General features: G+C 55.7%; 17 protein-coding genes. 6 read left to right on the forward strand and 11 right to left on the reverse strand.

What is annotated here, in order from left to right; translation table 11 throughout:
• From cyoD to cyoA, 4 genes are all read right to left on the reverse strand, one after another.
• Complete coding sequence (gene cyoD, locus ACZ5FM_RS00655; RefSeq protein ID WP_250983452.1) at nt 1-393, reverse strand: cytochrome o ubiquinol oxidase subunit IV; 393 nt, start codon at nt 391-393, stop codon at nt 1-3.
• Nucleotides 393-1,019 carry a cytochrome o ubiquinol oxidase subunit III gene (gene cyoC, locus ACZ5FM_RS00660; RefSeq protein ID WP_250983453.1) on the reverse strand — a complete coding sequence of 209 codons (627 nt, stop codon included), beginning with the start codon at nt 1,017-1,019 and terminating at the stop codon, nt 393-395. The genes cyoD and cyoC overlap by 1 nt, the downstream gene beginning before the upstream one ends.
• 4 nt (nt 1,020-1,023) lie before the next feature.
• A complete protein-coding gene (gene cyoB / locus ACZ5FM_RS00665) occupies nt 1,024-3,027 on the reverse strand; it encodes a cytochrome o ubiquinol oxidase subunit I (protein ID WP_250983454.1) in 2,004 nt (667 codons plus the stop codon).
• A gap of 70 nt (nt 3,028-3,097) precedes the next feature.
• Nucleotides 3,098-4,165 (reverse strand): ubiquinol oxidase subunit II, encoded by a 1,068-nt coding sequence (cyoA, locus tag ACZ5FM_RS00670; RefSeq protein WP_192487819.1) that lies wholly within the window; start codon nt 4,163-4,165, stop codon nt 3,098-3,100.
• A gap of 311 nt (nt 4,166-4,476) precedes the next feature.
• On the opposite strand from cyoA, the gene ACZ5FM_RS00675 reads away from it, so the two are divergent.
• From ACZ5FM_RS00675 to ACZ5FM_RS00685, 3 genes are all read left to right on the forward strand, one after another.
• Nucleotides 4,477-5,772 (forward strand): MFS transporter, encoded by a 1,296-nt coding sequence (locus ACZ5FM_RS00675; protein ID WP_464039441.1) that lies wholly within the window; start codon nt 4,477-4,479, stop codon nt 5,770-5,772.
• A gap of 394 nt (nt 5,773-6,166) precedes the next feature.
• Nucleotides 6,167-11,677 (forward strand): glutamate synthase-related protein, encoded by a 5,511-nt coding sequence (locus ACZ5FM_RS00680; protein ID WP_464039442.1) that lies wholly within the window; start codon nt 6,167-6,169, stop codon nt 11,675-11,677.
• A gap of 28 nt (nt 11,678-11,705) precedes the next feature.
• Complete coding sequence (locus ACZ5FM_RS00685) at nt 11,706-13,481, forward strand: sulfite reductase subunit alpha (protein ID WP_464039443.1); 1,776 nt, start codon at nt 11,706-11,708, stop codon at nt 13,479-13,481.
• 76 nt (nt 13,482-13,557) lie between these two features.
• On the opposite strand, the gene ACZ5FM_RS00690 is transcribed toward ACZ5FM_RS00685, so the two are convergent.
• The 5 genes from ACZ5FM_RS00690 to fabA form a co-directional block, all read right to left on the reverse strand.
• Nucleotides 13,558-14,127 (reverse strand): TadE/TadG family type IV pilus assembly protein, encoded by a 570-nt coding sequence (locus ACZ5FM_RS00690; protein ID WP_259147711.1) that lies wholly within the window; start codon nt 14,125-14,127, stop codon nt 13,558-13,560.
• Nucleotides 14,128-14,134: 7 nt separating this feature from the next.
• Nucleotides 14,135-14,728 (reverse strand): TadE/TadG family type IV pilus assembly protein, encoded by a 594-nt coding sequence (locus ACZ5FM_RS00695; protein ID WP_192486851.1) that lies wholly within the window; start codon nt 14,726-14,728, stop codon nt 14,135-14,137.
• Nucleotides 14,729-14,949: 221 nt separating this feature from the next.
• Nucleotides 14,950-15,756 (reverse strand): enoyl-ACP reductase FabI, encoded by an 807-nt coding sequence (fabI, locus tag ACZ5FM_RS00700; protein WP_192486852.1) that lies wholly within the window; start codon nt 15,754-15,756, stop codon nt 14,950-14,952.
• A 5-nt stretch (nt 15,757-15,761) separates the two neighbouring features.
• Nucleotides 15,762-16,985 carry a beta-ketoacyl-ACP synthase I gene (gene fabB / locus ACZ5FM_RS00705; RefSeq protein WP_464039444.1) on the reverse strand — a complete coding sequence of 408 codons (1,224 nt, stop codon included), beginning with the start codon at nt 16,983-16,985 and terminating at the stop codon, nt 15,762-15,764.
• A 78-nt stretch (nt 16,986-17,063) separates the two neighbouring features.
• Nucleotides 17,064-17,579, reverse strand: coding sequence for a 3-hydroxyacyl-[acyl-carrier-protein] dehydratase FabA (fabA, locus tag ACZ5FM_RS00710; RefSeq protein WP_192486854.1), 516 nt, complete (start codon nt 17,577-17,579; stop codon nt 17,064-17,066).
• A 305-nt stretch (nt 17,580-17,884) separates the two neighbouring features.
• Here fabA and irrA point away from each other — a divergent pair, with 305 nt between their 5' ends.
• A complete protein-coding gene (gene irrA, locus ACZ5FM_RS00715; protein ID WP_192486855.1) occupies nt 17,885-18,304 on the forward strand; it encodes an iron response transcriptional regulator IrrA in 420 nt (139 codons plus the stop codon).
• 29 nt (nt 18,305-18,333) lie between these two features.
• On the opposite strand, the gene ACZ5FM_RS00720 is transcribed toward irrA, so the two are convergent.
• Nucleotides 18,334-18,969 carry a trimeric intracellular cation channel family protein gene (locus ACZ5FM_RS00720; RefSeq protein ID WP_250983461.1) on the reverse strand — a complete coding sequence of 212 codons (636 nt, stop codon included), beginning with the start codon at nt 18,967-18,969 and terminating at the stop codon, nt 18,334-18,336.
• Between the two features lie 116 nt (nt 18,970-19,085).
• On the opposite strand from ACZ5FM_RS00720, the gene ACZ5FM_RS00725 reads away from it, so the two are divergent.
• Nucleotides 19,086-19,562, forward strand: a complete 477-nt coding sequence (locus ACZ5FM_RS00725) for a hypothetical protein (RefSeq protein WP_464039445.1) — start codon at nt 19,086-19,088, stop codon at nt 19,560-19,562.
• 16 nt (nt 19,563-19,578) lie between these two features.
• Here ACZ5FM_RS00725 and ACZ5FM_RS00730 read toward each other — a convergent pair whose 3' ends face one another.
• Nucleotides 19,579-20,292 carry a YoaK family protein gene (locus ACZ5FM_RS00730; protein ID WP_464039446.1) on the reverse strand — a complete coding sequence of 238 codons (714 nt, stop codon included), beginning with the start codon at nt 20,290-20,292 and terminating at the stop codon, nt 19,579-19,581.
• A gap of 452 nt (nt 20,293-20,744) precedes the next feature.
• Here ACZ5FM_RS00730 and exbB point away from each other — a divergent pair, with 452 nt between their 5' ends.
• Complete coding sequence (gene exbB / locus ACZ5FM_RS00735; protein ID WP_464039447.1) at nt 20,745-21,977, forward strand: tonB-system energizer ExbB; 1,233 nt, start codon at nt 20,745-20,747, stop codon at nt 21,975-21,977.
• Nucleotide 21,978 lies beyond the last annotated feature (1 nt).

A 21,978-nucleotide genomic window follows, 5' to 3' on the forward strand; every position in this document is an offset into this window, starting at 1 on the left:
TCAGGGCAAGTTTCGCATTTGCTCGATTGTCATGGTCGGCATCATGTTCTTGTTCATGTTGTACATGACCCAGAGCGAGCCGATCAGCGTGATCATCACCACAACAACGGTGAAAATCAGCGCCATGAAGGTCCAGCCGCCTTCAGACTTCGTGTTCATATGCAGGAAGTAGATCATATGAACGAAAATCTGGATGACGCCGAGGCCCATGATCAGCAGAACGGTGAAGGTCTTGTTATCAAGAACGTCGCCCATAACCAACCAGAACGGAACAGCTGTCAGGAGAACCGACAGGATGAAGCCGATCATATAGGACTTGAAGCTGCCGTGATCTGCGCCATCGTGATGATCGTGTTCATGATCATCGTGGTGTGCGTGTGTTTCGGAACCCATCACAGAACTCCCATCAGATATACGAAGGAAAATACGCCGATCCAGACCACGTCAAGGAAGTGCCAGAACATCGACAGGCACATCAGACGACGCTTGTTGGCCTGGATAAGGCCATGCTTGCCAACCTGGAACATCAATGTGACCAGCCAGATGATACCGAAGGTCACGTGCAGACCGTGTGTACCAACCAGCGCAAAGAACGCCGAGAGGAACGCGGAGCGCTGCGGTGTCGCACCTTCGTGGATCAGGTGGTAGAACTCATAAAGTTCAACGCATAGGAAGGCGAGGCCGAACACGCCGGTAATGCCGAGCCATATCAACGTCGTCTTGATATTCTTCTTTTCCGATTCCAGCATGGCAAAGCCATAGGTGATCGAGGAAAGAAGCAGGAACGCCGTGTTGATGGCAACCAGCTTGAGGTCGAAAAGGTCTGCACCGGAAGGACCGGCCGCATAACTGCGGCCGAGCACGGCATAGGTTGCAAACAGGGTTGCGAAGATGAGGCAGTCGCTCATCAGGTAGAGCCAGAAACCCAGCGATGTGCCGTTTTCCGGGTGGTGGTCTTCCTTCAGGTAAAAGACCGGCGCTTCGCCTGTATCGGCGGTTGGTGCGTGTGTCTGGGCCATTCTGTTACGCCTGTTCTGCGAGCAGCTTGGTGCGCTCCGCTTCTACTTTGGTCACGTCCGAAGCCGGAATGTAGTAGTCGCGATTGTAGTTGAAGGTATGAGCGATGGAGACGCCGATGATGGCAAGCAATGATAGCGCAGCCAACCACCAGATATGCCACACCAGAGCAAAGCCAAGTGCAATGCTGATGGCGCTGAGAATGACGCCCGTACCGGTGTTCTTCGGCATGTGAATGGGAATGAACCCTTCCACAGGACGTTCTGCACCGCGCTTCTTCATGTCGGCCCAAGCATCGACTTCATGCACGACAGGCGTGAAAGCGAAGTTATAGGCCGGTGGCGGAGAAGACGTCGACCATTCCAGCGTACGACCGTTGAAGGGGTCGCCGGTCACGTCGCGCAACTGGTCACGCTTCAGGAAGCTTACGAAGAGCTGGATCAGGAAGCATGCAATACCGAGTGCGATAAGGAACGCACCGAATGCGGCAATGATGAACCAGATCTGCAGCGACGTGTCTTCGAACTGGCTGAGGCGGCGGGTAACGCCCATCAGGCCGAGAACGTAGAGCGGCATAAAGGCGAAGTAGAAGCCGACAAACCAGAACCAGAAAGACAGTTTGCCCCAAAACGGATCAAGGCGGTAACCGAATGCCTTCGGGAACCAGTAGACGATGCCGGCGAGAACGCCGAACAGCACGCCGCCGATGATCACGTTATGGAAGTGGGCGATCAGGAACAGCGAGTTGTGCAGCACGAAGTCTGCTGGAGGAACGGCAAGAAGAACGCCGGTCATACCACCGATGACGAAGGTGATCATGAAACCGATGGTCCACAGCATGGGGACATCGAAATTGATGCGGCCCTTATACATGGTGAACAGCCAGTTGAAGATCTTGGCACCCGTGGGAATGGAGATAATCATCGTCGTTATGCCGAAGAAGGCATTGACGCTGGCGCCGGATCCCATGGTGAAGAAGTGGTGCAGCCAAACGATATAGGCCAGAATGGTGATCACCACCGACGCGTAAACCATCGAAGCGTAACCGAAGAGACGCTTGCGCGAGAAGGTGGAGACGATTTCGGAGAAAACGCCGAAGGCCGGCAGGATCAGAATGTAGACTTCTGGGTGGCCCCAGATCCAGATGAGGTTGACGTACATCATCGGGTTGCCGCCGAGATCATTGGTGAAGAAGTTCGTACCAACGTAACGGTCAAGCGTCAGCAGGGCGATCGTTCCGGTCAGGATCGGGAACGAAGCCACGATCAGGATGTTGGAACACAGCGATGTCCAGACGAAGATCGGCAGGCGCATCATGGTCATGCCCGGTGCGCGCATCTTGATGATGGTGACGATCAGGTTGATACCCGACAGCGTCGTTCCCACACCGGCAATCTGTAGACCCCAGATGTAATAATCGACGCCAACGCCGGGGCTGCCCTCAATGCCTGAAAGCGGCGGATAGGCCAGCCAGCCTGTCTGTGCATATTCACCGATGAACAACGAGATCATGGTGATGATAGCGCCAGCTGTCGTCATCCAGAACGAGAAGTTGTTGAGGAAGGGGAAAGAAACGTCACGCGCACCGATTTGCAAGGGAATGACGAAGTTCATCAGACCGGTAATCATCGGCATTGCCACGAACAAGATCATGATCACGCCGTGTGCCGTGAAGATCTGGTCATAGTGGTGCGGGTTGAGATAACCTTCGGATCCGCCTGAAGCGATGGCCTGCTGGATGCGCATCATGATGGCGTCGGCAAAGCCACGCAGCAGCATCACGAGGGCCAGAATGATGTACATGATACCGATCTTCTTGTGATCGATGCTGGTAAACCATTCTTTCCACAGGTAGCCCCAAACGCGGAAATAGGTGAGAATACCGAGAAGTGCCGCGCCACCGAGGGCAACAGCCGCGAAAGTTACAACGAGAATTGGCTCGTGGAGCGGGATGGACTCCCACGTCAGCTTCCCGAAAAGGAAGGACGTTTGATCGGAATTGACGACCATTTTAGCCTCTTGCGATTCAAAACAAATGTCGGCGCGGGGGTTCCGCGCCGTTGAAAGTCAGTGATGCCAGTCAGCCGGCAACCGGTTTGCTTTCCGGCAGGGCAGCCTTGATGTCAGGCAGAGCAGCAGGAACGAATGTCTGGCCTTCGATAGCCGCCGGCGTGGACTGCGAACCGGATGCCATGCCGTAAGGCGAAAGCGGGGTGCAGATCACGGAGTTCAGCGCCTTGGCGATATCGATGCCTTCCTTGCCGCCGCCGCCATTGGCGTCGATGTGCATCATGTCACGCATGCAAAGCTTGTTCGGCTCTACGCAGCGGTTGAGGATTGCGTCATACAGCTGTGGGTCGACACTGGCGAAATACTCGACAGGATTACGCTCGCTCGGCTTGGCGAATTCGAGGTATTCCATACGGCCAAAGCCCTTGCCGCCGTCCTTGACCTTGGCAACCCACTGGTCGAAGCCTTCATTGCTCAGACCGTGGAACTTGAAGCGCATGTGCGAAAAGCCAGGGCCGGAGAAGTTCGCCGAGAAGCCGTCATAAACGCCTTCCTTGTTGATGACTGCGTGCAGCTTGGTCTGCATGCCGCCCATGGCGTAAATCTGGCCAGCCAGTGCAGGCACGTAGAACGAGTTCATCGCCGTGGTACCGGTAATCTTGAAGTTGATCGGAACATCGATCGGAGCAGCAAATTCATTGACGCTGCCAATGCCCAGTTCCGGGTAGAAGAACAGCCACTTCCAGTCCATGGCCACAACCTCGACCGTCAGGGTCTTGGTTTCGGCTGTCACAGGACGGTCCGCATCAATGCGGTCGATCGGGCGGTACGGATCCAGACGGTGGGTTGCGATCCACGTCACGGTTCCCAACATGAGAATGATGGCAACGGGCGCAGACCAGATCACCATTTCAAGGCGCGTGGAGTGGTGCCACTCTGGATCGTAATCTTCAGCCTTCGCCGATTCACGGTACTTCCATGCAAAGAACAGCGTCAATGCAAGAACCGGAACGATGATGAGCAGCATCAACACTGTTGAGGTGATGATGAGATCACGTTGCTGGATGGCAATGTCCCCGGAAGGGTTCATAACCACGAGATCGCAGCCGCTGAGCAGCAGCAACGACGAAAATGCCATGAAGGCAGAAGAAAATTTCTTGATCGTGGGCACGTTCTTAAAACTCGTACTGTTTCAATTGTACCGCGAATAATTGCCAAACGTCATTATTGTAATGAGGTATTTTGTCGCGGTGCAGCGGGATCGCCGCAGCGCAACAGCCACGGCATGGCTGGGTGCATTATCTCATAGAAGGCCCTTGGAGCAAGCCCTTCCTGTAATCTTCATTTGACGGCTGTGCGCAGACTGTGTGACAATCCGCCGCAGGTAACGCAACGGAAGAGGAGCCAGCGCGTTACCCAACATGGTGCGCCATACGCAGGAGGAATAAAATGAGTTATATCAATAGTTCGCAGACCTATCCTGAAACACCTGCGACAGTCGATCCGGACCGCATCACCATCGCGGTCATTCTGGCAAGAATGACAGAGTTTTTTGACTTTTTTGTCTACGCCATCGCATCGGCATTGGTTTTTCCCTACGTCTTCTTCTCATATGCAGATCCGCTGACAGCAACTCTTTATTCCTTCGCGGTCTTTTCACTGGCCTTTATTGCCCGCCCCATCGGCTCAATGATCTCGCTGCAGATCGACAGAAAGTTTGGGCGTGCGGCGAAATTGACCGTCGCATTGTTTACACTCTGTGGTTCCACCATGGCGATCAGCTTCCTGCCGTCCTTTGCGGACGCCGGCATGATGGCGCCAGTCCTGCTCGCCGTGTTCCGTATAGGGCAGGGACTTGGTCTGGGTGGTGCATGGGACGGCCTCACCTCTCTTCTGGCGATGAACGCACCTGCGAAACAACGTGGCTGGTATGCCATGATGCCGCAGATCGGTGCGGCTATGGGTTTTGGTCTGGCAAGCGCCTTCTTCATCGTTTTCTTCACTCAGCTGTCACATGCTGAATTCCTGGCATGGGGCTGGCGTTTCCCGTTCTTCGTGGCATTGGCACTTAATGTGCTGGCGCTGTTTGCCCGTCTTCGCATGATTGTGACTCCGGAATTTCAGGCCATGGTGCAAAGCCATGAGCTGGAACCCAGGCCGGTTTTCGAAATGCTGCGGTCGCAGTCACGCATCGTTCTGACCGGTGCCTTCGTTCCGCTGGCCAGTTTTGCACTGTTCCATCTGGTCACCGTGTTCCCGCTCAGCTGGGTCACGCTCAACACCAACCAGAAGATTTCAGACTTCCTGTTCGTACAGTTCGTCAGCGCCATCATCTGTGGTGGCATGATTGTCGTGTCCGGCGTACTGGCTGACAAATTCGGCCGTCGCAAACTGCTCGGCGCGGCTGCTGTTCTGATCGCGCTCTTCAGTCTCGTCACACCGCTGCTGCTTAACTCGGGCGATATTGGCCGTTACCTGTTCGTGTTGATCGGCTTTTCGCTGCTGGGTCTGTCCTTCGGTCAGGCAAGCGGTGCGCTTGCTTCGCGTTTCAGCCGTGAATACCGCTATACCGGTGCGTCTCTGACATCGGATATCTCATGGCTCATCGGTGCCGGTTTCGCACCACTGGTGGCTCTTGGGTTCTCGTCAGAATTTGGTCTCATAGCGGCCGGACTTTATTTGCTCTCCGGCGCAGTCGCGACGCTTATTGCCCTTGTATTCAGTACGACACTCGATGCGACCTGATTGATTTTTAGCAACAAACTAACCTGAGTAACCTTGAAGCCGTGAAATTCGTAAAGGATTTCACGGCTTTTCGTATTTTTATTGCGCGGACGTTAATTAATCTTGATTTCTGAAATCAACATAGATATGTAAGTCATGCTGACATAAATTGGCGCGATGTTCGTGTCGACAGCACAGTTTGGCGCGGGTCATGAAATACGTTTCGACCATAAAATCGATGAAAGCGGCGATTGCCGGCACCGCGGTGCCAGCCAATACGCGCACGTCGATTATTCGCGCCGCGAAACGCCGATAACAGAAATCTGAAAAGGAGCAGTCAGGTCACCTGCGGCTCCGCCTGCGGGTGAAAAAGGTGACGCCTCGCTGCGCAAGTGCGCCGGAACGGGAGAGACCGATGAGCGTGAATGACCCTGATTATGGCCTTTATGACATTGCTGCCGAGAAGAGCAGCTGCGGCGTTGGCTTTATTACGCGCAAAGACGGTTTGCAGACCCATGACGTGCTGAAGCGTGGCCACGAAGCGCTTTGTGCCGTACCGCATCGCGGTGGCATGTCGGCAGAAGGCGTTGGTGATGGCGCCGGTATCTCGGTGGATCTGTCCCTATCTTTTTTTCGTCAACTGACCGGCTCTGTCAAACTGGAAGCCGATCGGTTTGGTGTCGGTAATTTCTTCCTGCCGCAAAACGCCGCCTTCCATGATGAGGCTATAGAGATCATCGAAAAGGCGCTTGAGGAGCAGGGTTTCTCCGTGCTTCTGGTGCGCGACGTCCCGGTTGATAACAGCGCCATTCGTGAAGCTGCGGTTCGTTACCAGCTTCCCATTCGCCAATGGGTGTTTTCGGCCCATGCAGGTTGCCGCGATCGTGGCGAGTTTGACTGGCGTATCCATAAGGCCTTGCTGGCCATCGAAGCCATTGCCTACACGCGCCCGGACCTGTCGGGTTTTTACCCGCTGTCGCTGAGTGCCCGCACCCAGGTTTTCAAAGGTCGTCTCAATTCGACGGAAGTCATGCCATACTTCTGCGACCTGGTGGACCCGCGCCATGAAGTACACACGATGTACTTTCACACCCGCTTCTCCACCAACACCGACCCGCATCCATCCATGGCGCAGCCATTCCGCCTGATGGCACATAATGGCGAACTGAACACCGACAAGAAGAACCGCCTGTCTGAAGCTGCTGTCGCCTTGGCACGCAATGCCAGCATCATCCGCCCCAAGGGGCAGTCGGATAGCTGCCGTCTCGACCAGACGCTGCAGGCCCGCGTTATGGAAGACGGGCTTGATCTGGTAACTGCTGTCGTTTCGATGATGCCGCCTGCCTGGGAAAATGACGAGACATTGTCGCCGCAAGTGCGGGCGATGTTTGAATATTTTTCCCTTTACGAAGAGAAGAACGATGGTCCCGCCGCGCTGATCTTTGGCGATGGCACCATCGTCGGTGCACGCCTGGACCGTCTGGGCTTACGCCCACTGCGCACGGTCGAAACAGACGAGTATCTCTGCGTAATGTCGGAAGCAGGCCAGATTGCCTTCCCGCCGGAAAGCGTCATCCATCGCGGCCGTATCGAAGCCGGCGGCATGCTGTATTTCGATCAGGCTGAGCGCCGTGCATGGTCGACCGTCGAAGCGCTGGAAATGCTGGCATCGCGCCGCGATTATCCAACGTTGCTGCGTGAAGCCCGTGTCACGCTGGAAGAACTGCCTGAGATTCCTGCAGAAAATCAGGGATCGCCCCAACGTTACAATGGCGATCTGGAACGCCATCAGCGTTATGTCGCTTATTCGCACAATCAGGAAAGCTTCAAGTTCCTGATGGACCCGATGCTGGCGACCGGCGCTGAAAAAATTTCCGCCATGGGGTATGGCAACGCCATCAATGCGCTGTCGGATCAGGAAGGCGGCGTCGCGAAATATTTCTCGCAGCGTTTTGCGCAGGTCACCAACCCGCCGCTCGACAGTATCCGTGAAGCCGACGGCATGACGTTGCGCGTTGCGCTGGGCGCTAAGCCCAATATCGGCGCAAAGGCTGCCCGCCAGATCGTCGTGCGCTCGCCGATCCTGACCCATCTCGACATGCTGAAAATCCGTGAGCAGACGGAAACGCCGGTTCGTCGTTTTGAGATGCTCTACACCCCGGTTTACAACGATCCCAAGGCCAACGAGGCCGCGTTGCAGGCGGGTATCGACAGTGTTTGCAACAAGGTCGCAGCCTTCGCTGCCGAAGAGGGTGGCATTGCTGTCATCACCGATCGCCACGTTGCCACTGATCGCGCTGCCCTGCCGATGATCATTGCTATCTCGGCATTAAACCAGAAGCTGATCGAGGAAGGCTTGCGCCTTCGCGTGTCGTTGATTGCCGAAAGCGGTCAATTCTCCTCGTCGCATCACATTGCAGCGGCCCTCGGCTTTGGTGCATCCGGCGTTTATCCGCTCGGTGTGCAGTTCCGCGCCGAGGAAAAGTTTGGTGCAGATGCCGACAAGGCCTTCAAACGTTTCGCCAAGGCTGCTGAAAAGTCTTTGATGAAGACCATGGGCAAGGTCGGACTTTGCACCGCTGAAAGCTATATCGGCGGTGAGTTCTTTGAACCGAACTTTCTCGACACCAGCGATCCGGTGCTGAAGAAGTACTTCCCCAACGTCAAGACGCCGGTTGGTGGTGTCAACTTTGCCGTTATCGCGCAGGCCGTCGCCGACTGGCACCGCAAGGCGTTGACCGTCAAGGGTGAGAACGACATTCCGCTGCTTGGCTTGTTCAAGGAACGTGCCGAAGGTGCTGGCCATTCCTATGGCACCACGGCTGTGCGTGGTTTCGTTGACATGACCGAGGAAAAGATCGCGTTCGACAAGGACGCCGAAAACGGCGTTGGCGAAAACGAAGACATGTTGCGCCTGCTGCCGCTCAACCGGCTGGAAGATGCCTTCGGCCTCAACGATTCCGCCTATTACCACAACAGCTTCGATCGTCTGACACCGGAGGCAATCGACAAGTTTCAGATCACGCCGGGTTATCGTGCCTTTACCCGCATGATGAGCGAAGAACGTATGCGCCGCCCGTCTGCGTTGCGCGATGTGCTGGACCTGCCAGCTGACGTCACCTTTGCCAATTCGCCAGCAGAATTCCGCAAGGAAATGGGCCGTTTTTCCCGCAAGGGCAACAACAGCTTCATGGTGCGTGGGCTGACGGTTGAGAGCGTTGGTGACGAAGAGTTCCGCCTGCGTCTGACCGGCCCGTCCGGTAGTGACCTGACACGGCTTGCTGCCCTTGGCCAATCACTGGTCATCCGTTTCGGGCAGGATATTGTCGGTCATTGGCTGGAGGGCGGCGCATTGGCCGTTCAGGTCAAGGGACAGGCACTGGATTACCTGTCGCTGATCCACACTGCGCCTGCCAGCATCCCGCTTGAGGATGTTCAAAAGGCAAGTGACATCACCAGACTTCTCGCTTCCGGCGCCATGAGCCATGGCGCGCTGGTTGCCGCCGCTCATGAAGCGGTGGCGCATGGCACCAACATGGTTGGCGGCATGTCCAACTCCGGCGAAGGTGGTGAGCATATCTCGCGTTACGGCACCATACGTGCCTCGCGTATCAAGCAGTTCGCGTCCGGTCGTTTTGGCGTCTGGGCAGGTTATCTTGCTGACCCGATGCTGGAAGAGATCGAGATCAAGATCGGTCAGGGTGCAAAGCCAGGCGAGGGTGGTCAGCTGCCTTCGCCAAAGGTCACGGTGGAAATCGCCGCAGCTCGTGGCGGCACGCCGGGCGTTGAACTGGTTTCGCCACCACCGCACCACGACACCTATTCGATCGAAGATTTGGCGCAGCTGATCCATGATGCCAAAGCGGCGCGTGTCCGGGTTATCGTCAAGCTCGTATCGTCGGAAGGCATTGGCACGATTGCGGTTGGCGTTGCCAAGGCCGGTGCAGATGTCATCAACGTTGCCGGCAACACCGGCGGCACGGGTGCTGCTGCCGTTACCAGCCTGAAATATACCGGCCGTTCGGCGGAAATCGGCATTGCCGAAGTGCATCAGGCACTGTGCGCCAATGGTCTGCGTGCCAAGGTTCTGTTGCGTTGCTCCGGCGCACACCAGACCGCAAGTGATGTCGTCAAGTCAGCCCTTTTGGGCGGCGACAGCTTCGAATTCGGCACCACGGCGCTGATGATGCTGAAATGCGTCATGGCCAAGAACTGCAACATCAAGTGCCCGGCTGGTCTCACCACCAACCAGGAAGTTTTCAATGGTGACCCGCGCGCTCTGGCGCAGTATCTGATGAACATTGCCCACGAAACACGCGAGATCCTGGCGGCCCTTGGTCTGCAGTCTCTGGCGCAGGCACGTGGCCGTTCCGATCTTCTTCACCTTCTCGACCATCCATCCAGCGTTGGCCAGCTTGACCTCCGGGCAATGTTGACTGTGGTTGAGGAGGTGAAGATCGCCAACCCGGTTTACATGGAAAAGGACTTCGCCCTCGATGATGCTTTTATCGAACTGGTGCGTTCGGCCCTGGTTGATGGCAAGCGTGACACCATCGAGCTTGGTGGCAACCGCTTCCTCAACAACTGCAACAAGAGTGTTGGCGGTCAGCTTGCGGTCGATATCGAGCGCATTCTGAACCATGAACTGAGTGATGAACAGGTGGCGACACTGCCTGCCGTCCGTCAGGATGAACGTGGTCGTCGTTTTCTGGAGCCCGGTGCCGTGCGTATCGCCACATCGGGGTCTGCCGGTCAATCCTTCGGTGCCTTCTGCAATGACGGCATGGTCATGGTTCACACCGGCACCTGCAATGACGGTGTTGGCAAGAGCGCCTGCGGCGGCACCATTGTCGTGCGTTCGCCAGGTGGCGGTTCGGCCGAGGCTGGTGGCAACGTTCTGGTTGGCAACTTCGCCCTGTTCGGTGCAACGGGTGGCCGCACCTTTGTTGAAGGGCAGGCGGGTGACCGCTTTGCAGTGCGCAACTCCGGTGCGACAGCGGTTGTTGAAGGTGTCGGCGACTTTGCCTGCGAATACATGACCAATGGTGCGGTCCTCAACCTCGGCAGCTTCGGCAAGGGTTTCGGCAACGGCATGAGTGGCGGTTTCGTCTACCAGTATGACCCCTATGGCGATCTGCCAAAGAAGGTCAGCCACGATTCCATTCTTCTGGGCTCGATCACCGGTGATGATGAACAGGCCGCGATCCATAACCAGGCCGTTCACCAACTGCTGAGCTGGCATTTTGCCGAAACCGGTTCTGCCAAGGCCACATGGCTTCTGGAAAACTGGGAGAGCGAGCAGCATAACTTCGTGTACGGCATGCCGCGCGCCTTGCTGCTCTACCAGGACAGCAACGAAATCCTGAAGGCAAAGCCCCGCAAGGAACTGCTGGAGGAACTGGCAACGGCGCTTGCTGCCCATCAGGTTCGCAAGTTCAAGCTGGCCTATCGTGACAAGCGGGCGGTGTTGAACGGTTCGGTACCTGGTTATGGCGAGACCGATACCGAGGAGATGTATGCGCTTCTGAACAATTACACGGTGCTCAGCATGGCGCAGGCCATTGCCATGCAGCGTGTACCATTTGCGCGTGGCCCATCCGAACCGGCGATTGAAAAGGCGGTACGCAATCTCATTCTGACCGAGGATTTTGCGCTGATGCAACGTCTGCTGAAATATGCACGTGAAGCATTGGCTGGCCATATTGACGAGCAGCTTGCTGTGATGATCGCCGCCAAGCGACTGGACGACTACAGGCAGGCGCTTTCCAAGCGCAACATCCTGTCTATGGACAGCCCGGGCACCTATGGCTGGATCATTCAGCAGAACGCCAGAAACATTGAAAAGATCGGACGCCTGCCGGGCTTCGAGGAACTGTTCGCAGCCAATGCGTTGCCGGACCTTGCCCTCGCAGCCAGACAGAACTGACTGAGACAGATTGAACTGAGTGAGAACGATGAAGATACCTTACATTCCAGAAGATGCTCCGTTCAATGGCGACCAGCGTGCATGGTTGTCCGGTTTTCTGGCCGGCCTGCACTCACGCATCAGTATTGGTGGTGAAGGCTCTACAGCCGTGGCCGCAGGTCAGTCTCCGAAGGCCGCAGCTGCGGTACTGAATGTACTTTACGGTACTCAAACAGGTAATGCCGAAGGACTGGCGATGGACATAGCGGCCGCTGCCCGCACACAGGGCATGCAGCCAGTTGTCACCGCATTGGACGATATTTCCATGGAAAACCTCGCTGTTATGAAGCGGGTGATCGTGGTTGCCTCGACCTATGGCGAAGGTGAAATGCCCGACAATGCCCAACTGTTCTGGGATGCGCTTTCCGCCGATACCGCGCCACGGTTGGAAACCGTCAATTTTGCGGTTTTGGCGCTGGGTGACACCGGTTATGACGGCTTCTGCCAGGCCGGAAAACTGATCGATACGCGCTTTGAGCAACTGGGTGCCAAGCGTCTGCATGCCCGCCTTGATTGCGATATCGATTATGAAGATGCCGCTGCCGCTTGGATTGGTGAGGCACTGCCCGTCGCTGGCGCTATCGATGGTGGTGATGCCGCGGCGAATGCAGTTCCAGTCGCTGTTGTGGAACCGGCAAATGCGAAGTCCGCATGGAACCGCAAGAACCCGTTCTCTTCGGTCGTCTCGGTCAATCGTCGCCTGTCGGGTATCGATTCCGCCAAGGAAATCCGTCACTATGAATTCGATCTCGGTGACAGTGGTCTGGAATATGAAGCCGGTGACGCCTTGGGTGTTGTCCCGTTCAATGACCCGGCACTGGTTGACGCCATTCTCCAGCGTCTTGGTGCCAAAGCCGATGATGCCGTTGCCGGTCTCGATCAGCCACTTGGCGATGCGCTGCTGAAACAGTTTGAAATTTCGACCCCGTCTCGCGATCTGGTGCAGGATGTTGGCAAGCGTGCCAATCATGAAGAGCTGAACCATATCTTGCGCAATGGTGACAAGCAGGCGCTGGACGCCTTCCTATGGAGCAAGGACACACTTGATCTCCTGTCGCTTAACTCGGCGATGGATTTGAACGCGGCAGATTTTGTGAAGCTGCTGAAGCCGCTGCAGCATCGCGCTTATTCCATCTCGTCCAGCCCACTTGCCGCCGAAGGTAGCGTACATCTCACCATTGCCAGCGTGCGTTACCACGCGCAGGGTCGTGATCATGGTGGTGTTTGCTCAACCTATCTGGCCGACCGCGTTGCGCAGGGGGAAAATGCCGGTATCTTCGTGTCGCAGAACAAGGCCTTTCGTGTGCCAGCCAACAATGACGCACCCATGATCATGGTTGGCCCGGGCACCGGCATTGCACCATTCCGTGCCTTCCTGCAGGAACGGAAGCAGCGTGGTGCCAAGGGCAAGAACTGGCTGTTCTTCGGTGACCAGCATCGTGCCAATGACTTCATATACGAGCAGGAACTGGGCGAAATGAGCAGCAACGGAGTTTTGACACGCCTTGATCTGGCTTTCTCCCGCGATCAGGCAGAAAAAATCTACGTGCAGACCCGCATGAAGGAAAACGGCAAGGCGCTCTATGCCTGGTTGGAAGAAGGCGGCCATTTCTATGTCTGCGGAGATGCAACGCGCATGGCCAAGGATGTCGACGATGCCTTGCATGATATCGTTGCCAGCCATGGCGGCCTGTCAGCGGAAGCAGCGGGTGATTACGTCAATGGGCTGAAGCGCGAGAAGCGATATCTGCGCGACGTTTATTGATTGCCTTGAAAGAAGAAATCCTCGGGGGCGGCCTCGAGGATTTTACGGAATGTTGCTGCGGATATCCCTGGATTGATCAGCAATTTGTGCAGGCAAGCGTCGTACCAGCACGCTGACGGAAGAAGTCTTCCCGCGAAATATTCACCGTCTTGACCTGCGGCGGCATAACGCTTGGCATGAACATCAGCAATTCATGCGGAATAGTCAGTTCCGACCGGACAAGAAACGTATTGGCAACTGTAAGGGCGCTTGGAATGGTCACAGCTGCACCCACAGCATAAGGCCGCGAGTCGTCCTGTGCCCAAGACCAGGCGACTGTCGGTTTTGATGACGCATCAATGGAAATGCCAGTAATTTTCAGCTTGAGCCCGGTGATGCCGTAAGGCTCAAAAATGCCGTCGGCAGCATTGATCATGGTTTTCAGATAGGCCTTGTTGACGCTGGTCTGCTGCGTCACGATATCGGCGATTGAGCCGGAGGCACGCGTCGCACGTTTTGCCACGCTCAAGCCAATCGTCAACTCGAAAGATGTGATGTAGACCATCAGCAAAATGGGCACGATAATCGCAAACTCGACGGCACCCATGCCCTCGCGATCTTTCGCCAGTCTTCTGAATATTCCGGAAAAGCTACGTTGTTGCTTCATCGTCCGCTCAATTGAATCGTGGTTCATTCTGGTAGGCCGATGTTGCGACAATCAGAAAATAGGACGGTACGGAGGCATCCGTCGGGCGAATATTGCTGATATAAGGCCGGATAAGGTCAGTAATGACCTGCCACTTGTAATAGGCGCGCAGCATGTTGATCGTGCCGGGACCGCCGGGTTCATATTTAAATGCCGACGTGTCGAGATCACCGTTCTTGACGGGCACTGAGCTCGGCATATCGGCAAAATTGGTAAAGGTACGTGCGTCGATAAACAGCTTTTGTGGTGTCTTTGCCTCCGTCGTGGAGCAAGTGATCATGATGGCAATTTCATTGCAGAACAGCTGGCGAAACTGTTCGGCTTCCTTGTCCGTCGTGGAATCGATCTTGTAGGTGATCTGCCCCGTGCGCAATTTGCGCGACATGTTTTCAACGGCATTGGAAACCAGCTGTTCGCCGGTAAAGGCAATGAAGGTTTCAACGATCGCAAAGATGATCATGAAGTAGGGAATGGCAAGAATTGCGAATTCTATCGCGGCGGCGCCATCGCTCGATTTCCGCAGTTTTCTGATCTGTCCGAAAAATCTGAATACTGAACGCATGAGGCGTGACTATCTTCATGATGCATGGCGCCTGCCGATGCTCATCAACGGCAATACGCGGTCACGTTAGAAGCTCAATGTTTAAAATATCTTGCGCTGGTCGGAAGAATGCGACGCAAATGTAGCTTTAACGGTCATTTTTTGCTGAAATGACCGGTTTCAAAACAAAAAGCCTGCCGTTGATAAAACGACAGGCTCTAATCGTGTCGTCTGAAACTGGATCAGTCGTGATCGGCTTTCGACAGTACCTCAAGCGTTGGCGTCGAGGTGATGTTGAAGCCGCAGTCGACGTAATGACATTCACCGGTCACGCCACGTGATAGGTTGGACAACAGGTAAAGTGCAGATCCACCGATATCCTCGATGTCGGCGGTGCGACGAAGCGGAGCGTTTTTCTGGTTCCAGGCAAAGATGGCGCGTGCATCGGAAATGCCTGCGCCAGCAAGTGTGCGTACCGGGCCGGCAGAGATCGCGTTGACGCGAATATCGCGCGGACCGTAATCCGCAGCCAGATAACGTACAGACGCTTCAAGAGCGGCCTTGGCAACGCCCATGACGTTGTAGTTCGGGATTACACGCTGCGAACCATTATAGGTCAGCGTCAGCATGGAACCGCCATCGGTCATCAGTTCAGCGGCGCGCTTGGCAATTTCCGTAAACGAGAAGCAGGAAATGACCATGGTACGGCTGAAGTTTTCACGCGTCGTATCGGCATAGAGGCCCTTCAGCTCGTTCTTGTCGGAAAAGCCGATGGCGTGAACGACGAAATCGATCTTGCCCCAACGTTCTTTCAAAGTCGCAAAAAGCGCGTCGACAGAAGCAATGTCTTCAACATCGCATGGCACCACGAAATCAGAATTCAGCTCTGCAGCAAGCGGCCTTACGCGCTTGCCCAGTGCTTCGCCCTGATAGGTAAAGGCAAGCTCAGCACCCTGTGCAGAGAGCGCCTTGGAGATACCCCAGGCAATAGAATGGTTGTTGGCCACACCCATGATGAGGCCACGTTTTCCCTGCATGATGCCATTCATGGCTTTTATCCGTTGTAGCGCTGGAATACGAGCGTGGCGTTGGTGCCGCCGAAACCGAAGGAATTGGACAGAACGGTATCGATCTTTGCATTGTCGATACGGCTGCGAACGATCGGCACGCCATTAAATTCCGGGTCTAGCTCGGAAATATGGGCACTCTCGCCGATGAAACGATCCTGCATCATCAACAGGCCATAGATGGATTCCTGTACGCCAGCAGCGCCGAGTGAGTGACCCGTGAGCGACTTGGTAGACTGGATGTGCGGGATGTTGGAACCGAACACTTCACGGATCGCGCCGATTTCCTTGCTGTCGCCAACAGGTGTCGAGGTGCCGTGTGTGTTGATGTAGTCTACGTCACCCTTTACGGTCGACAGAGCCTGACGCATGCAGCGGATCGCGCCTTCGCCCGACGGAGCAACCATGTCGTAGCCGTCAGAGGTTGCGCCGTAACCGACGACTTCCGCGTAGATTTTTGCGCCGCGTGCCTTGGCATGTTCCAGCTCTTCCAAAACCAGAACGCCCGCGCCGCCGGCGATGACGAAACCGTCGCGGTTTGCGTCATAAGCGCGCGAAGCCGTTTCAGGTGTGTCGTTGTACTTGGAAGACATTGCGCCCATGGCGTCGAACAGGTTGGACATCGACCAGTCGAGGTCTTCATGACCGCCAGCAAACATGATGTCCTGCTTGCCCCACTGGATCATTTCAGCAGCATTGCCGATGCAGTGTGCGGATGTCGAGCAGGCCGAAGAGATCGAATAGTTGACGCCGTGGATCTTGAACCAGGTGGCAAGTGTCGCGGACGCGGTTGAAGACATCGCCTTCGGCACGGCAAACGGGCCGATGCGCTTCGGGCTGTTATTCTTCAGCGTGATGTCGGATGCTTCAACGATGGTGCGCGTGGATGGACCGCCGGAACCCATGATGATGCCGGTGCGCTCGTTTTCGCTGATGTCTTTGTCCTCAAGACCGGAATCCGCAATCGCCTGCTTCATGGCAACATGGTTCCATGCACCGCCCTGGCTCAGGAAGCGCATTGCACGACGATCAACCAAGTCGGTCGGGTCGAGCGAAGGCTTGCCCCATACCTGGCATTTGAAACCGTGTTCAGCGAAATCTGGCGAGAATGAAATGCCGGACTTTGCGCCTCTGAGGGATGCTGTTACCTCTGCGGCATCGCTGCCGATGGAAGAAACAATGCCGAGGCCGGTGACAACTACGCGTCTCATGAACGTGGACCTTTTCTTTAGATTGTCGCTTGGCGGTCAAAATACCGCCGGGCGCCTGTCAGACTCTAACTGCCAGGTTCAGGCAGTCTTTTCTTTCGAAAGACCAACCCGAAGGTCGGATGCCTGGTAAATGGTTTCGCCATCGGCTTTCAGCCAGCCATCTGCGGTGCCCAGTACAAGGCGACCACGCATGACGCGCTTGAAGTCGATGCCGTATTCGAGAAGCTTGGTGTGTGGGCGAACCATGCCCTTGAACTTCACCTCGCCGGTGGAAAGCGCCATGCCGCGGCCTTCTTCGCCCAGCCAGCCAAGGAAGAAGCCAGTCAGCTGCCACATGCCATCGAGGCCAAGGCAGCCAGGCATGATTGGGTTGCCCTGGAAATGGCAAGGGAAATACCAGTCGTCGGGGCTGACATCGTAAGCTGCACGAATGAAGCCCTTGTCAAAAGCGCCGCCGGTTTCGGATATTTCAGTAATACGATGAACCATAAGCATGGGAGGCAGAGGGAGCTGCGCGTTGCCGGGGCCGAAAAGCTCTCCGCGGCCGCATGCCAGGATTTCCTCGTAATTGTAGCTTGATTGCCTCGTCGTCATGCTCTTTTCCGTTTCCCCAATACTATTCAACTCAAATCTGTCTAGAGCATGTGAGGTTCAAAATGAAGCGTTGCAAGGGGTCGGCGGCGCGTCATCATGATGCATGCAAATAACAAATCCTAATGTTCTTTCCGGTCCGCATACAGGAAGCAGTCCTTATGAACCAGAGAAAAAATCAAAAACACGGCCAATTCACAGGTGTTGCAGCTTCTGCAGGCCATAGAAGCTATTGAAACGTATTCTTGTAAAAGTTATATGCTTTAAGAGATTAACCTGAAATTGGATGGTTTTTAGGAACGGCCTGTATGTCACTAGACGCAAATATCGATATCGGTTCCCGGCTTCGCCGTTATGGCTTGCGCCCAACACGGCAGCGTGTTGCGCTGGGTGACCTGTTGTTTGCCAAGGGTGACCGCCACCTGACAGTCGAAGAACTGCATGAAGAAGCCGTGTTGGCTGGCGTGCCGGTTTCTCTGGCTACCGTCTATAATACGCTTCACCAGTTTACCGAAGCCGGGCTTATCCGTGTGTTGGCCATGGAAGGTGCGCGCACCTATTTCGATACCAACGTGTCTGACCACCACCACTTCTTTGTCGAAGACGACAATGAAGTGCTCGATATCCCGGTCAGCAACATTCAGATCGATAATCTGCCGGAGCCTCCTCCGGGCATGGAAATCGCCCATGTGGATGTTGTCATCAGGCTTCGCCGCACCCGCGATTGATCCGCGAATTTCCGAATTTCTTGCCTTTATTATAGAACGTCTTCCGGCGGGCGGCCTGGACGTGTGCGATAACGCGGGAAAGTCCAGCCGAAAATCAATGCGCCGCTTCTGATCGCAAATGCCGTCGTCACGCCAGCGGCCGATGCAGCATAAAGCGGAAAGCCCATGGCATTGGCTGCTGTGAAAACGCAGGCGCCTGCCAGCGCGCAGGTTATATAGACTTCAGGGCGCAGCAACACAGATGGTTCTCCCGCCAGAAGATCACGCAAGATGCCGCCGAATGTTGCGGTCAGTGTGCCGGTAACAATGGCAACGGTCGGTGAGCCGGTGGCCGCAAGGCCCTTGGCGGCGCCCATCACGCAATAGGCCGACAGACCGATGGCATCTAGCCAGATCAGTAGACGGTACCGTGACTCGAACAAGTGCGCGGTAAAAAACACCAGGACAGCCACCGAGACACAAACGAGAATGTATGTCGGGTTGAGGACCCAGAAGACCGGAGCGCGACCAAGGACCAGATCCCGCAACGTGCCGCCGCCAATACCGGTTACGGCAGCCAGAAACATGAAGCCGATAAAGTCGAGCTGTTTGCGGGATGCGGCAAGCGCGCCCGTCGCGGCAAACACGGCAACGCCTGCATAATCAAGAAAACCGAGCAGGGTCATGCAATTTACCTCGAATTCAGCAAAACGGCGTCAGTGTCACGCAAGCACAATGGCTTAATTTCTTGGGCCAAGCTTCGCAGACATCCATAGCGGAAAGCAATGCAAAGGAAAATGCCGTGAGATTGCCAATCGTAATCCTGCTTCAGTTGTTATTCATGTTGCCCTTTTTTTCGCAAGGTGTGTTGGCGCAGCAGGAATTGGTGCGGGATCCTGCCGAATATGAACAAGCCCACTTCAGCAAGGTCTGCGAGAAAGTGGAGTTTGGGGATGACTTCATTACGCAACTGGACATCAACAATGATGGCCTGATGGATGTGGTTACCAATCACGGCGCAATCACCTGCGACGGTGAGAAGGGCATGAACTGCACCGACGAAGGTTGCCCCTACAACTTCTATGTCCAGGTTCAGGAAGGCGGTCATATCATGATCGCAACGGCACAGCTCTACAGCTATGACTTCATCAAGCGTTTCGGCAACATGGTCTTCGTATTCAAGATGCATCCAAAATATTGCGAACGCACAGATGAGCGCCAGTGCGAGATGACGGTTCGCGTGCGCGGCACCCGTTTTGTGACTATTTCCAAGAACTGATCCGGTTGCACCCGCTTCAGGGGGTAGGCATCTTTCTTATTGTCACGCGCTGATTGTAACGATGCCGCAGTGAGCGCGGCATCAGCATGGTGATGAAGGCCAGTAGCGTGACGATGGCGGCAACGATCCAAAGGGACGCATAGTCCATATACGCCCCGACAACAGCACCGCATAAAGCACCGCTCAACATGCCAAGCCACGGCACAATTTGGATGGTCCAGTCCTTCTTGCGCTCACCGATCAGCCAGCGGCCAATGCCACGCCCGAAGCGGGACAGCGCCCCGGTCACATAGGTCAGCCCGATCGGCAGGCCCTCGACATGCTCGACGGCGGCATTGATCATGCCCATGGCCAGAACCACCAAATAGAATTGTACAAGTGGCAGTTCACTGGTCGGCATGACCGAGGCGACGGCCAATGTTGCACCAACTGCGGCAAGCACCGCAAAGATGCGGTTGTCGGCCCTGTGCGCAATGACAATCCCCACCGCATTTCCCAGCACAAAGGTGGCAATAGCCCCCAACAGTTTCAGGGCATGGCCCCAGTTACCGTCCTGCAAGGACATGGCTGCCCGTGTTGTGTTGCCTGTCATGAAGGAGACGAAGTCGCCGGACATGCGAAGGCCTATGGCGTCCGTCATGCCGGCGATAAAGGAAAGGGTAGCGACAAGGGCAATACCCATGCCGGTGCGTTTGGCCTTGATAAGAGAGCGGCGTCTTTGTCGTGTCATGATCTGCTCGACTGCGAATAGGTTTCGCGGGCCGGCGAGCCGTGGTGATGCGCGGGTCGGGTCCGACTCAAAATAGAGTGCTTGAGCTTTTGTTGTAGGCTTATTCCCCTGATCACTGCAACTTTACAACGCAGCTTCCCCGCTCAATCCGCTTTGTACGCGAGGGACAAGGTCGCAATGTACCTTGCCTGCGGTTGTGGTCGCGCTACACCAATTTGTGATTTTCACATGGGCTTGTGGGCAAATCCCCGTAGGTCAAGGTCCAGCTTCGTACAAAAACATCCAAAAAGTACAAGACTCTGCAAATCGGTAAATATATAGTTGCCAAACGTACTCATGTTTATTATCGGACTGCTATGAAAGAGAGCCGGGGCATCCTCGCTCAATTGAGCCAAAGGCTTGACGGTATTCATGGGTGCTCTTTTTTTACGGTAGACCGGGAAACCAATATCATGCTCGCCGAAACGTCCATCACCTCATCTGCTACCAGCGCGCGACGCAGCAATACATCCATTGCGTCTTTTTACGCTGTCGCTTTAGCAGCTCTTATGACTGCGGGTAGTGTCGCGGCGCAGACTTCGGCTCCTTCTGTAAGTTCTGAACAACCGGCAGCTGTCCAGGCACCTGCAGCGACCACCGCCCCGGTATCGCCGGCGCCGGCAACATCGACCCAGCAAAATCCTGCACAAGCAATTCCGGTTCAGGCGGCTCCTACAACCCCGGCAGCGACACCTGCACCGCAGGCCGCCGAGCCATCAACCAACGCGCCAGCAACTGGCAGTGAACAGACACCACCTGCTGCTACACCTGCGCCGAATGCGGCCCAGACTGGTCCCGCACAACAGCCAGCGGCTGCTCCGCAGTCCGAGCCAGCAGCGCAAGAACCAGAGGCCGCGCCAGCAGAAACTGAGCAGCCCGCTACCATGCTGGAGCAGATTTTCCAGAGCCCAGGCGAACGCTCCGACATTCCGCACGACCTGTCGCCTGTCGGCATGTTCATGGCAGCGGACTGGGTGGTCAAGGCGGTTATGATCGGGCTTGCTTTCGCATCGATCGTCACCTGGACCGTTGGTTTTGCCAAGATTATCGAACTGGCCGGTGCGCGCGTGCGCGTTGGCGCCGCCTTGCGCATTGTTCGTCGTGCCCGTTCGCTGGAGGAAGCTGTTCAGGCGGTTGAAAACAAGGGCGGCCCTGCAGCATTGATGCTGAAGGTGGCATCTTTCGAAACGAAGGTTTCCGATCCGGTTGTAGAACACACCGATGGTGCCGGCATCAAGGAGCGGGTGGCCTCTGCCCTGTCGCGTATTGAAAGCCACGGCGGGCGCCGCATGTCGCGCGGTACGGGTGTACTGGCGACCATTGGTTCCACCGCACCGTTTGTCGGTCTGTTTGGCACGGTCTGGGGCATCATGAACTCGTTCATCAGCATCTCGGAATCGCAGACCACCAACCTTGCCGTTGTGGCACCGGGTATCGCTGAAGCTCTGCTGGCAACTGCGATCGGTCTTGTCGCCGCTATTCCTGCTGTTGTGATCTATAACGTGTTTGCCCGTTCGATTACCGGTTATCGCCACCTGCTGGCAGACGTTGCGGCAGGTGTCGAGCGTCTCGTTAGCCGTGATCTCGATTTCCGTCGCGTTCCCCCCAGCGACAACAAACCTTCCGTTTCGCTTGTTGGGAGATAAG

Source organism: Agrobacterium sp. 5Ca50 (assembly GCF_055381905.1).